We start from the raw sequence: 13,366 nt of genomic DNA, 5'->3' as shown, positions 1-13,366 counted from the left end.
ATCAGGTTTAAAGTTTTAGATAATACTAAAACTTTAAACCTGATAATATTTTTACTAGATTGTTAGTTTTTCCAGAGTCTCTAAAACATAAGTATGCATGACCTCTCTATAATCGAGATGCGTAACAATTCTTAATTTTCCATGACCCATCGAACTTATAGAAATGTTTTTTTGTTTAAGTTTTTCTATTAAGACCTTATCACTGCAGTTAGCTGCCAATGAAAAAATCAAAATATTAGTTTCAACAGGCTCAACCGAAGAAACCCAGCTAGCCTTGGCAAGTACATTAGCCAGTTCTTTCGCTCTCCTATGGTCTTCTGCAAGACGTTCCATATTATTGTCTAAAGCATAAATTCCAGCTGCAGCTAGATATCCCACTTGACGCATACCGCCCCCTAAAATTTTACGTATTCTTAAAGCACGGTGAATAGTAGCCTTATCAGCTAATAAAACAGAACCTATTGGCGCACCAAGTCCTTTTGACAAACAAACGGAAATAGTATCGAACAGTTTACCAAATTCTTTTGGGTCTTGTTTTTTGACCACCAAAGCATTCCAAATTCGAGCTCCATCAAGATGAAACTTTAGATTATTGGCAACACAAACAGCCTTTATTTTTTTTAAATCTTCCATTTCATAACAGGCTCCTCCCCCTTTGTTCGTTGTATTCTCTACACAAACCAAACTCGTTAAAGGACTGTGGTAAAACTCAGGATCATTAATTGCTGCCGCTACTTGTTCAGCAGTTATCATTCCTCGCTTCCCATCAAGTAAACAACAAGAAACTCCGCTATTAAAAGAGGCACCACCTCCTTCATAATGATAAACATGGGCGTATTTATCGGCTATTAATTGCTCTCCTGGTTGCGTATGTAATTTTATGGCTGTTTGATTTGCCATAGTTCCTGACGGAAAAAACAATCCTGCTTCCATACCAAACATCGCTGCCAATTTCGCTTCTAATGCTATAACCGTCGGATCCTGTTTATATACATCATCACCCACTTCGGCTTTAAACATATACTGTAACATTTCCTGTGTGGGCTTAGTAATAGTATCACTAATTAAATTTATTTCCATATTCTAAAAACTATATCTTATTTTTGTCCAACAAAATTACATAATTTATGACAACTACCGAACAAATTAAAGGTATTGTAGAGCGCCTTGGTGCGTTGAGGAGGTATCTTTGACGTTGATGCCAAACTAATTGAGATTTCAAACGAAGAAGAAAAGACTTTTGCCCCTGATTTTTGGAATAATCCAAAGGAAGCAGAGGCCATTGTAAAGAATCTTAGAAACAAAAAAAAGTGGATTGAAGATTATGATAAAGCAGTCGAAATGACTGACGAATTGCAATTAGCTTATGAATTTCATAAGGAAGGGGAACTTACCGCAGAAGAACTGGACGAGCAATACGCTCTTACAGAAAATCATCTTGATGCTATTGAGTTCAAGAATATGCTATCGGATGAGGGGGATACCTTAAGCGCCGTATTACAAATAACAGCTGGGGCTGGCGGAACCGAAAGTTGCGACTGGGCCGAAATGCTGATGCGCATGTACATGATGTGGGGAGAAAAACACGGCTACAAAATAAAAGAACTTAATTTCCAAAAAGGAGAATCTGCCGGTATTAAAACCGTAACGCTTGAGTTTGAAGGGGATTATTCTTTTGGGTACTTAAAGGGGGAAAATGGAGTACACCGTTTAGTACGTATTTCACCTTTTGACAGTAATGCTAAAAGACATACTTCGTTTGCATCCGTATATGTGTATCCACTTGTTGACGATAGTATCGAAATTGATATTAATCCTGCTGACATTGAAATTACAACTTCCCGCTCCAGTGGTGCCGGAGGACAAAATGTAAATAAGGTGGAGACCAAAGTGCAATTAGTTCATAAACCTACAGGAATTCAAATTCAATGTTCTGAAACTCGTTCACAACAGGATAATAGGCAACGTGCGATGCAAATGTTACGTTCTCAACTGTACGAAATCGAATTGAAAAAACAACAGGCGGAACGTGCAAATATTGAAGCTAGCAAAATGAAAATAGAATGGGGCTCACAAATCCGAAATTATGTGATGCAACCCTACAAGTTAGTAAAAGACGTTCGGACTGGTTACGAGACTAGTGATGTTGAAGGCGTTATGAACGGTCAAATCGATGAGTTCCTTAAAGCATATCTCATGATGATGGGGCAAAAAGAAGAAGAATAGTTTTCCGTGGTCATCGAAAATTGTCATTCTATAAATTGTCACTTCGGCGAATAATAAGCCAAATTTAAATAAAAATCCTCCCAACTTTCGCAGATCGAAATGTTGGGGAAGATTTTTTAAACCCTTATAGCCTGCTTTGCGGATGTTGACAGAATACTTTCTACAAACCGATTTTCAAAACATTAAAATTTCCCTAATCGAAAGCCGGATGGTTACTTGTTGTATCCTTTCGTTTATTAGGTGGTAATGCGAAAGTTTTTTTTCCAATTCCAACTACAACCGAATAAAGTTCCATTTCTTATTTTTTACTCTAAGGCCAAAACAAATAGCTTTAGCTTTCTGGCTTACAATTTTTAATTACCAATATTCATAGCTGATTTTGAGCTGTCTTGTAACTACTAATACATTTTTTAATTGTAGTAGTAATAGAGGCTTGAGGATTTGAATGGCGCAACGAAAAAACACTAAAGGCAGAAAGGTAAATCTATTTAAAAACGCTACATCTTGATTAGTCCATACTCATTTAATGTGGTTTAACCTCAGCAATAAAAAAAAACTAGGAATCAAGCATCAAAAAACGAAAACTGTTAAAAAAAACAAAATAACCCCTGCAAACGCACGCTTGTTCTTGTTATCGAAACGTTAATGTGCTGGTAATGTAGGTCTTTTACTCTAGAATAACCTTATCTTCGTTTCTCAACAGTTGTATTTTACAAACCACAGCATTTTATTTTTTCAATAAAAACTACCTGCTTCGTAAAAGAAACCTAAACTTCTTGTTGAATATTATAAACGCAAAACTATCTGTTTTGCATTATAAATCACTTTGGCAGACGCCAAAAAATTAATTTTCTTAAAATTTATAAAATTATGCCAATACAAACAACAAATCCGGCAACAAACAAAGTCGTGAAATCATTTGATGAAATGACCGACAAGCAAGTAGATGATGCTATTGAACAATCTGTGAGCACCTTTCAGGACTGGAAAAAAACATCCTATTCAGAAAGAGCGGCCGTTTTGACCAAAGTAGCCTCTTTGATGAGAGAAAACAAAGCTGCTTTATCAACTTTGATTACCTTGGAAATGGGAAAAATCCTTTCTCAAGCAGAAGGCGAAGTAGAATTAAGTGCCAATATTTTAGACTATTATGCCAAAAATGGCGAAGCGTTTTTAGCAGACAAAAAATTAAAGCCTGAACTCGGCGAAGCTATTATTAGATCAAGCCCAATAGGAGTTTTACTGGGTGTACAACCGTGGAATTTCCCTTTCTACCAAGTAGCACGTTTCATTGCGCCAAATATCATGGTAGGAAATACAATCTTATTAAAACACGCCTCAATGGTTCCTCAATGTGCAATTGCAATTGAAGATTTATTTAAACAAGCTCAAGCGCCAACTGGACTATACACTAATTTGTTGATCTCAGGAAGGAGAGCATCAGCAATTGTTTCTGACAAAAGAATCAAAGGTGTTTCACTCACCGGTAGTGAAGCCGCTGGTGCAAGTTTAGCTGCAGAAGCCGGAAAAAGTCTTAAAAAGTCAGTTTTAGAATTAGGAGGTAATGATGCTTTTATTGTTTTAGAAGATGCTGATATCGACAAAGCTGTTGATTGGGCTGTAATAGGCAGAATGAACAATAATGGTGAAAGCTGCATTGCTTCCAAAAGAATTATTGCTGTTGAAGCTATTGCTGACGAGTTTATCGAAAAATTCACAGCTAAATTAGCAAAGATGAAAGTGGGCGATCCAATGGATCCAGAGACGGAACTTGGGCCTTTAAGTAGTGAAGAAGCTTTACTACATTTATTAGATCAAGTTGAAAGATCAATTGCTGCCGGAGCTACCGTTTTATTAGGTGGTAAAAGAGTCGATGGCCCAGGAGCCTTTATGGAACCAACCATTTTAACAGATCTAAACCCTAAAATTCCTGCATATCACGAAGAACTATTTGGACCAGTTTCCTCTTTCTACAGAGTAAAAGACGAAGCTGCAGCAATTGTATTGGCCAATGATTCTGATTTTGGTCTAGGAGGATCAATATTTACTAAAGATATCGAACGCGGAAAACGAATTGCAGATCAAATTGATTCTGGAATGGTATTTATTAATCACCCAACTTGGACACAAGCTGATTTACCTTTTGGTGGAACCAAAAAATCCGGTTATGGTAGAGAACTTTCTGAAATTGGAATCCATGAATTTGTAAATAAAAAATTAATTCGTTTTAGTGGAATATCTGATCCGTTCTAGAATGAAACAATAGCTAGAATTTTACATCTAAGAAAAGTCTCTAAAAAATAAAACATGTCAAAATTAAACGTCAGTCAAAAATTAATCCAAACGCATCTTTTACATGGTGCAATGATAGCGGGTCAGGAAATTGGTATCCGAATAGATCAGGCTTTGCTGCAGGACGCTACCGGAACATTGGTCCAATTAGAATTAGAAGCAATGGGCCTTAAAAAAGCCAAAACAGAAGTTGCGGTTCAATATGTTGATCACAACCTATTGCAAACTGATTCTAAAAATGCCGATGACCATTTATTTTTACTTTCGGCGGCACAAAAATTTGGCCTTTGGTACAGCCGTCCCGGAAACGGCGTAAGTCATCCGGTACACATGGAACGTTTTGGCAAACCCGGAAAAACACTCGTTGGTTCCGATAGCCATTCTTGTGCTGCAGGATCGCTGGGAATGCTAGCCATCGGGACGGGTGGCTTAGACGTTGCGGCTACCATTGCAGGTCAACCCTATTTTGTAAAAATGCCAAAAATAATGGGTGTAAAACTCAGCGGTAAATTACCGAATTGGGTTAGTGCTAAAGATGTTATTTTAGAAATGCTAAGACGCTATGATGTAAAAGGCGGAGTCGGAAAAATAATAGAATATTACGGTGACGGATTGAAAAATCTGAGTGTGATGGACCGTCATGTTATTGCAAATATGGGTGCCGAATTAGGTGCCACAACTACTGTATTCCCAAGTGATGACGAAACCAAACGGTTTTTGATTTCCCAAGACAGGGAATCTGATTGGACAGAATTAGTTGCAGACCCAGAAGCGACTTATGATGAATATGCAGAAATCAATTTAGACGATTTAGTTCCTTTAATTGCCCTGCCTACAAGTCCTGGAAACGTAGTACCTGTGAGCGAAGTTGCCGGAAAAACAATTGGTCAGGTCGTAATAGGCTCTTCCGCAAACCCTGGATTAAGAGATTTTTGGATTGCCGGAGCCATTGTTAAAGACAAAACTATCAACAGTGCAGTTTCGTTCGATGTCAATCCTACTTCCAGACAAACGATTCAAAACATGCTAAAGAATTTTACTTTTGCTAATTTGATAACTGCTGGAGCTCGTTTTCATCAATCGGGTTGTATGGGCTGTATAGGAATGGGACAAGCTCCTGCTACAGGAACAATCAGTTTAAGAACTATGCCAAGAAATTTCCCAAGTCGATCTGGAACAGAAGACGATCAAGTGCATTTGTGTAGTCCAGAAACGGCTGCTGCATCTGCCCTGACAGGAAAAATCACAGATCCTAGAGATTTGGAAAAAATATATGGCATGAAATATCCTGAATTTGAGAATCCTGAAATAGAAATCATCAATACTGATATGCTCGTTGCTCCATTAGAAGATGGGTCAGAAGTCGAATTACACAAAGGACCAAATATCAAATCGATTCCAGAAATTGAAGCCTTACAGCAAGACTATCGAATTCCTATTTTATTAAAAATGGGTGATAATGTATCTACTGATGAAATTTTGAAAGCTGGAGCCGACGTACTTCCTTTAAGAAGTAATATTCCTGAAATCAGTAAATATTCCTATAGTGTGATCGATCCTAGTTTTTATGACCGAGCTATGAAATCTAAAAAAGAATTTGGTGGACATATCGTCATTGCAAAAGAAAATTATGCCCAAGGTTCTAGTCGGGAACATGCCGCTCTTGCTCCTAAATATTTAGGACAAGTTGCTGTTATTGCCCAAAGTTATGCCCGTATTGCTTGGCAAAATTTAGTCAATTTCGGAATAGTACCTTTAGAATTTATAAACGTTTCTGATTATGACAAAATGGAACAAGGAGATTTTATTCATTTTAAAAACCTTCGTGAAGATGTCGTCAATAAAAACAACATAAAAGTACTAGTCGAAAAAGCTGACGGAAGCACTTTAGAATTTGAAACCAAACACAGTTTAAGTGATCGTCAAATTACTGTCCTTGCAAAAGGAGGAATCATAAATGATTTCAGAACGAAGCTCTAAAATGGTTTTAAGCAAGAATTACAATTAAGAAAACTTCATTAACTTTAGGTTAATGGAGTTTTTTATTCAATAAAAAAATATTATGATAACAAAACAAATCGTATTAGCAGCAAGACCTTCAGGAATGCCTAAATTGGATGATTTTAGATTTGAAAATATAGAATTAGACCCGATTGAAGAAGGCGAAGTTCTTTTAAAAGGATTGTATTATTCCGTCGATCCTTATATGCGCGGGCGCATGAATGAAGGAAAATCTTATGTACCCCAATTTGAATTGGACCAACCTATAGAAGGCGGCGTTTTGGCTACTGTGATGGAATCAAAATCCGATCTTTTTAAAAAAGGAGATATTGTTCTAGGAGCTTTGCCTTGGAAAGAACAAATCATTGCGTCCGAAAAAACTCTGCAAAAAGTTGAATCAACAGTAGAATCCCTTAGCTATTATTTAGGAGTTCTAGGGATGACAGGACTTACCGCTTATTTTGGTCTAATGCACATTGGAAAACCAAAAGCAGGAGAAACCGTTGTGGTATCGGGAGCAGCCGGAGCCGTTGGGATTGTAGTTGGACAAATTGCAAAAATACAGGGAGCCCACGTAATTGGAATTGCTGGATCTGATGAAAAAGTTAAAATGTTAAAAGAGGAGTTTGGTTATGACGAAGTCATCAACTACAAAACTAATAATGATATGAATGCCACAATTGCTAAATTGTGTCCAAACGGAGTTGATGTCTATTTTGACAATGTGGGCGGAAGCATTTCTGATGCAGTCATCCAAAACCTTAATTTCCATGCTAGAATTGCTTTATGCGGTCAAATTTCCTTATATAATAGTACTGAAGTCCCAATGGGACCAAGAATTCAACCCATGTTATTAACCCGAAGTGTATTAATGCAGGGATTTATCATAAATAATTTCCAAAAAGACTTTCCTGAGGGAATTGCACACTTATCAAAATGGGTAAATGAAGGAAAATTGAAATTTACAGAAACCATTGTTGAAGGTTTTGATCAATTGCCTACAGCTCTTCTTGGTTTATTTCGAGGAGAAAACAAAGGAAAAATGGTTGTAAAAGCATAATTAATTTGGAAGAAACAAAAAGAATATGAGTAAATCTATTCTTATAAATATTTATAATCCTACAGCTAGTATTTTACTTTTTGTAGGATTTTTTTATTACTTTCGACTCAAATAAATTTATCCCCCTTTTATGAAAAAAATCCTTGTATTATTCGTGTTGCTATCTTCATTTCACTTCTTTGCACAAGAAAAAATATATTATACCGAGGATTTTAAAGAGTTACCTAATATAGATGGGGCAAGCTACTACAGTACTTATGAGAATAGCAAAGATGGAACACTAAGATTAACCTTTTACCTAGATGGAACGATTAGAAATAGTCATCAATTCTCGAATTTTCGTAAACGTATTTTAAACGGCACCTCCTCAAATTGGGACAAAAATGGAAATAAAGAATCTGTTTTGTTATACGTAAAAGGAAAACAAGAAGGAATTCAAACTCGATATTATGAAAACGGTCAAGTAAAACGCACCGAGAACTATCACAATGACGAATTTATTGAAGGCAGTTGTTTTGACGAAAATGGAACTGAAATTGCATTTTTCCCTTATTATGTAAAACCAGAATTTCCTGGAGGAATGAAAGCTTTTTATGATTACGTAGCAAATAATTTTAAGTCTGTAAATAGTGGCAGGGGTGAAATAAAAATAGGGTTTTATGTTGAATTAGATGGAACGTTAAACCACTTTGAAGTCATAAAGGGCTTCAATAAAGAGATGGATTTGTCAGCAATAAGATTATTAGTTAACAGTCCAAAATGGACTCCTGGTAAAATAGATGGGAAACTAGCACGTGTCAAATACGGGATTCCCATCACAATAAAATAATTTCTGAAATTCGCTTAAATTCATTACCATAAACCAAAAGCCCCTAAATTTAAAAATTGATAATCTATTAGAGGTTTTTTAATTATTGTAACGAAGCACTTCCTCTAATGAGTATTTAAAAAATAGAATTAACACACTGAATTACAATACTATAAAACCTAATGACAATTGTTTCCTAGAGCTCTGTGTTATATCTACTAAATATTAAACTTGCGTCTTTGCCCAAAACATACTGACAAATATAATAATCAAAAACTAAGTCTGTCCTAACTTCCAGCTAAAAAATCGTGAGTAATCAATAAACGGAAGAGATACCTAAATTAGGTCGTTACGCATTTGTTTATCTTCTTAACATAACTGCTATTTTTAATATTGTTAAAGAATTAAAAAATATTTGGAAAAGAAAGTCTAAATCACTTTATTTGAAAATTATTCCCAAACCTAAACATTTAAAACAACCTTATGAAATCCTATTCCGTACAAGAAATAAATGAAGTCATAAAAGGCATTATTTTGGGTAACACTTCACAATCGATTACCGCTCCTGAGCAATTAGAAGATGCCTCTGATTCTGAAATTTCATTCATAGGAAACAAAAAATACGAAAAATTTTGGTCTAGTTCGAAAGCTTGCGTTGCAGTTGTTAATGACGATATTTCTATAGAGCCAGGAGAAAACCGAGCGTTTATAAAAGTAAAAAATGCCGATTTGGCAATGTCCCAAGTTTTACAACTTTTTGCAAAACCGATGCCTTCCTTTTCTATTGAAATTCATCCCACTGCTGTTGTAGACAAAACATCCATAATAGGAATTGGCGCTAAAATAGGTGCTGGATCTTATATTGGACCAAATGCAAAAATTGGAGAAAACGCAATCATCTACCCTAATGTCACCGTTCTAGATGAATGTACAATCGGTAAAAATACGGTACTGTGGTCTGGAACAGTGGTTAGAGAGCGTTGTCACATTGGCAATGACTGTATAATACACCCTAATGCAACGATTGGAGCAGATGGATTTGGATTTCGCCCTTGCCCGGAAAGAGGTTTGGTAAAAATACCCCAAATAGGAAATGTAATAATAGGTAATAATGTCGAAATTGGCGCTAACTCTTGCGTAGATCGTGGGAAATTTAGCTCTACGGTTTTAGGAGATGGTTGCAAAATCGATAATTTAGTTCAAATAGGTCACAACAGTAAATTGGGTCGTTTTTGCATTATGGCAGGACACAGCGGATTAGCCGGCTCAGTAACTTTAGGCGATGGAGTAATTATTGGCGGAAGCGCCTCTATAAAAGACCATGCAACATTAGGTAGTGGAGTAATAGTAGGCGCCGGATCTGGCGTTACCTGTGATGTCCCTGCTGGTAAAACAGTGCTTGGTTATCCAGCAGTTGAGGCACGTGATGCTCTGAAACAATGGGCAATTTTGAAAAGATTAGTAAATGATTCTAAAAAATAATTATTCCATATAGCTCGAACACAAATAAAATTTTAAAAGAAAAAGAAAATAGAAATCAAAATCTATTTTCTTTTTTGCATTTATAATAATAGTAACCAAACTTTAGACTTTAAACTAATCCAAATCCTGAAATTTATCTCCGCTAATTTTGTATTTTAGCTGTCTATTTTCTCACAAACATTATAACATTATGGATTTAAACTTCAATAAAAATGAAGATCACAATAAACTTTTACTTTCTCAACTAAAACAAAATTTTTCAAAAGTACGATTGGGAGGTGGTGAAAAACGAATTCAAAAACTACATACTGAAGGTAAAATGACCGCCCGTGAGCGCATCGATTACTTACTTGATCCAAAAGCAAAATGTATTGAAATTGGTGCTTTTGTAGGAGAAGGAATGTATAAAGAACATGGAGGTTGTCCGTCTGGCGGTGTGATTGTAAAAATAGGCTACATCAAAGGCAAGCAATGTATTGTGGTTGCTAATGATGCTACTGTTAAAGCGGGAGCCTGGTTTCCTATTACCGCTAAGAAAAATTTACGTGCACAGGAAATTGCAATGGAAAATAGATTGCCCATTATTTACCTCGTAGATAGTGCTGGTGTTTATTTACCGTTACAAGATGAAATTTTTCCGGACAAAGAACATTTTGGACGAATATTTAGGAACAATGCACAAATGAGCAGCATGGGGATAACCCAAATTTCAGCAATTATGGGAAGTTGTGTTGCTGGAGGCGCTTATCTCCCAATTATGAGCGATGAGGCTATAATAGTAGAAAAAACAGGAAGTATTTTTTTGGCAGGAAGTTATTTGGTTAAAGCAGCCATCGGCGAAAGCATCGATAATGAAACATTAGGTGGTGCCACCACTCATTGCGAAATATCAGGGGTTACGGATTACAAAGCAAAAGACGATAAAGACGCCTTAGATAAAATAAAAAACATTGTCGACAAAATAGGTGATTATGACAAAGCCGGTTTCAGCCGTGTTAAATCTGTAAAGCCAGCTCTCGAAGAGAAAGAAATGTATGGAATACTACCAAAAGCCAGAAATGAACAATATGACATGATGGAAATCATCAACCGTCTCGTTGACAATTCAGAGTTTGAAGCCTATAAAGACGGTTATGGCCAAACCATTATTACTGGTTACGCCAGAATTGACGGCTGGGCTGTAGGGATTATTGCCAATCAAAGAAAAGTGGTGAAAACCAAAAAGGGAGAAATGCAGTTTGGAGGAGTGATATACTCCGATAGTGCTGATAAGGCCACCCGTTTTATTGCGAACTGCAATCAGAAGAAAATACCTTTAGTTTTCGTACAGGATGTCACTGGATTCATGGTGGGTTCTAAATCGGAACAAGGTGGAATCATAAAAGATGGTGCCAAGATGGTAAACGCAGTAAGTAACTCCGTTGTCCCTAAATTCACAGTAATTGTTGGGAATTCTTATGGCGCAGGAAATTACGCCATGTGCGGAAAAGCCTATGACCCAAGATTAATCTTTGCTTGGCCAAGCGCAGAACTCGCCGTAATGGGCGGAACTCAGGCAGCCAAAGTTCTGGCTCAAATCGAAGCCTCTTCTCTTAAATCAAAAGGAGAAGAAGTTGATGAAGCCAAAGAAGCCGAATTATTCGCAAAAATAAAAGCGCGATACGACGAACAGGTTTCTCCTTATTACGCTGCATCAAGATTATGGACTGATGCAATTATTGACCCGCTAGACACACGTACTTGGATATCTATGGGTATTGAAGCTGCGAATCACTCTCCTATCGAAAAGAAATTTAATCTAGGTGTCATTCAGGTATAGTTAATAATAAGCAATGTTTAGGCCCGTGGTATTTCAAATACTTAGGCCTAAACACTTTTTAAAAAGACTTCGTGTAAACATAAAACATGAAAAAAACAGTACTCTTCATCATCACGCTGTTACTCTTTGTTCAATGTGCTTCAGTAGAAAAGCACAATGAACATTTAAATAAATTGATTTCACCAGAAAAGCTGAAGTCCGACGTTGATTTCAGCTATCGAAAGTTACAAAAATTACATCCGAACCTCTATTGGTACATTAGCAAAAAAGAACTTGATTATAAGTTCGATAGTCTAAAATCCAGCATTAGCAAACCCATGCTCCCTTTTGATTTCTACACAAAATTGAGCCCAGTTGTCGCTGCTATTCGTGAAGGGCATCTGTTAGTCTACCCACCCACCAAATCATTGACCAAGAAACAAATTAAGGCGCTTATTAAAAGGGGAATAGGTCCCTTTTCCCAATTTGACTTCGAGCTTTTCAACGAGAAGTTATACGTTGTAAATAATAAATCACAGGATAAATCTATAAAACCAGGAACAGAAGTCGTAGCCGTCAACGGAGTAGATGCCATGGGTTTAATTAGTAAAAATAACCGGTTTTATAGCTCCGATGGCTTTAACACTACTTTCAAAACCCGCAGCGCAGGCAAACGCTTTTCTTCCTATTTCACAAACGAAAATGGGATCAAGGATAGTATCCAATTTACTTTCAAATTCAATGACAGTCTAAAAACGGTTACAATCCTAAGAAAAAAAGAGAATCCTGTTGGGAAACTTGCCGAAAAAATTAAAAAGGAACTAGCAGCTATTGATAAAGTAAAATCGAGGGCAATCAGAAGAAAGAAAAGGGTCAACGGCTACAATAAAGACGAAAAAAAATACAGCCATGACCTTCATTTTTTAGAAAAAGATAGCAGTATTGCAGTAATGAAAATCAGAGGTTTTAAAAATGGACGATTTAGAACTTTCTATAAAGAAAGCTTCAGCAAAATTGAACAATACAAATCAAATACTCTTATTCTTGATTTACGGGATAATGGTGGCGGACGCCTAAACGAAATCGCACATCTGTACTCTTATTTGGCAGATTCTAGCTTCGTTTTTTTGGACAAGTCTGAAGTAGTCTCCAAATCTAGCTTATTTACAGGCGCTTACTTTAATGGTGGGTCATTTGGCGTCAAAACTTTAAAAGTTTTATTTTCACCAATAGTTTATGGATACCTATTATTAACTGTCCATAAGGAAGAAAACGGTACAAATTATTTTGAAACTAGGACCAAATTACACAAAGTGAATGAAAATGCTTTTAAAGGAAAAATTTATGTACTTATCAATGGTGGGAGTTTTTCTGCATCTAGCATTCTATCCACAAATCTAAAAGGGGCAGAAAGAGCTTTTTTTGTGGGCCAGGAAACTGGAGGCGCCTATAACGGAACTGTTGCTGGATTTATGCCTAAAATCAAATTACCTAATAGCGAAATCCAAATTCGCACAGGGATAATGTTAATGAGGTCTAAATTCAAAACGACTAAAGAAGGACACGGAATTTATCCTGATGTTAGCATTCAACCTACACTTAAAGATGCTATATATGGAAACGATCCAGAGCTCAATTGGATTTTAAAAGATATTAAAATTAAATATAATCCAATGTTAAATAAATAAGTGTTCTTTTA

The 13,366-nt window shown here is 36.4% G+C and carries 9 protein-coding genes; 8 read left to right on the top strand and 1 reads right to left on the bottom strand.

The window, feature by feature from the left end:
* Positions 1 to 54: 54 nt before the first annotated feature.
* Positions 55 to 1,080: a threonine aldolase family protein gene (locus tag ACEN2H_RS01130; protein ID WP_441729642.1), complete on the bottom strand. Its 1,026-nt coding sequence runs from the start codon at positions 1,078 to 1,080 to the stop codon at positions 55 to 57.
* Positions 1,081 to 1,127: 47 nt separating this feature from the next.
* Between ACEN2H_RS01130 and prfB the strand changes: the two genes are divergently transcribed.
* The 8 genes from prfB (at position 1,128) to ACEN2H_RS01090 (ending at position 13,355) form a co-directional block, all read left to right on the top strand.
* Positions 1,128 to 2,226, top strand: a protein-coding gene (gene prfB / locus ACEN2H_RS01125; protein ID WP_441729641.1) for a peptide chain release factor 2 whose coding sequence is annotated in 2 segments (ribosomal slippage) — positions 1,128 to 1,190 and positions 1,192 to 2,226 — 1,098 coding nt in all. Because the reading frame shifts where the segments join, the coding sequence is not laid out codon by codon here.
* An 870-nt stretch (positions 2,227 to 3,096) separates the two neighbouring features.
* Positions 3,097 to 4,479, top strand: coding sequence for an NAD-dependent succinate-semialdehyde dehydrogenase (locus ACEN2H_RS01120; RefSeq protein ID WP_441729640.1), 1,383 nt, complete (start codon positions 3,097 to 3,099; stop codon positions 4,477 to 4,479).
* A gap of 54 nt (positions 4,480 to 4,533) precedes the next feature.
* A complete protein-coding gene (locus ACEN2H_RS01115; RefSeq protein ID WP_441729639.1) occupies positions 4,534 to 6,498 on the top strand; it encodes an aconitate hydratase in 1,965 nt (654 codons plus the stop codon).
* Positions 6,499 to 6,580: 82 nt separating this feature from the next.
* A complete protein-coding gene (locus ACEN2H_RS01110) occupies positions 6,581 to 7,579 on the top strand; it encodes an NADP-dependent oxidoreductase (protein WP_441729638.1) in 999 nt (332 codons plus the stop codon).
* A gap of 130 nt (positions 7,580 to 7,709) precedes the next feature.
* Entirely contained in the window at positions 7,710 to 8,408 is a 699-nt protein-coding gene (locus ACEN2H_RS01105; protein ID WP_441729637.1) for a hypothetical protein, read from the top strand.
* A 462-nt stretch (positions 8,409 to 8,870) separates the two neighbouring features.
* Positions 8,871 to 9,869, top strand: coding sequence for a UDP-3-O-(3-hydroxymyristoyl)glucosamine N-acyltransferase (gene lpxD / locus ACEN2H_RS01100; RefSeq protein WP_441729636.1), 999 nt, complete (start codon positions 8,871 to 8,873; stop codon positions 9,867 to 9,869).
* 190 nt (positions 9,870 to 10,059) lie between these two features.
* The gene (locus tag ACEN2H_RS01095) at positions 10,060 to 11,688 is read left to right on the top strand and encodes an acyl-CoA carboxylase subunit beta (protein WP_441729635.1); all 1,629 of its coding nucleotides are present in this window, start codon (positions 10,060 to 10,062) and stop codon (positions 11,686 to 11,688) included.
* 86 nt (positions 11,689 to 11,774) lie between these two features.
* Complete coding sequence (locus ACEN2H_RS01090; RefSeq protein ID WP_441729634.1) at positions 11,775 to 13,355, top strand: S41 family peptidase; 1,581 nt, start codon at positions 11,775 to 11,777, stop codon at positions 13,353 to 13,355.
* Positions 13,356 to 13,366: the final 11 nt, after the last annotated feature.

Origin of the sequence: Flavobacterium sp. W22_SRS_FP1 (assembly GCF_052113685.1) — a bacterium.
Classification (GTDB): domain Bacteria; phylum Bacteroidota; class Bacteroidia; order Flavobacteriales; family Flavobacteriaceae; genus Flavobacterium.
This window is presented reverse-complemented; position numbering and strand designations above follow the sequence as displayed.

Bases quoted from the DNA above. Each gene is read 5' to 3' on its own strand.
- ACEN2H_RS01130 (WP_441729642.1), bottom strand. From the start codon at position 1,080: ATGGAAATAAATTTAATTAGTGATACTATTACTAAGCCCACACAGGAA.
- ACEN2H_RS01120 (WP_441729640.1), top strand. From the start codon at position 3,097: ATGCCAATACAAACAACAAATCCGGCAACAAACAAAGTCGTGAAATCA.
- ACEN2H_RS01115 (WP_441729639.1), top strand. From the start codon at position 4,534: ATGTCAAAATTAAACGTCAGTCAAAAATTAATCCAAACGCATCTTTTA.
- ACEN2H_RS01110 (WP_441729638.1), top strand. From the start codon at position 6,581: ATGATAACAAAACAAATCGTATTAGCAGCAAGACCTTCAGGAATGCCT.
- ACEN2H_RS01105 (WP_441729637.1), top strand. From the start codon at position 7,710: ATGAAAAAAATCCTTGTATTATTCGTGTTGCTATCTTCATTTCACTTC.
- lpxD (WP_441729636.1), top strand. From the start codon at position 8,871: ATGAAATCCTATTCCGTACAAGAAATAAATGAAGTCATAAAAGGCATT.
- ACEN2H_RS01095 (WP_441729635.1), top strand. From the start codon at position 10,060: ATGGATTTAAACTTCAATAAAAATGAAGATCACAATAAACTTTTACTT.
- ACEN2H_RS01090 (WP_441729634.1), top strand. From the start codon at position 11,775: ATGAAAAAAACAGTACTCTTCATCATCACGCTGTTACTCTTTGTTCAA.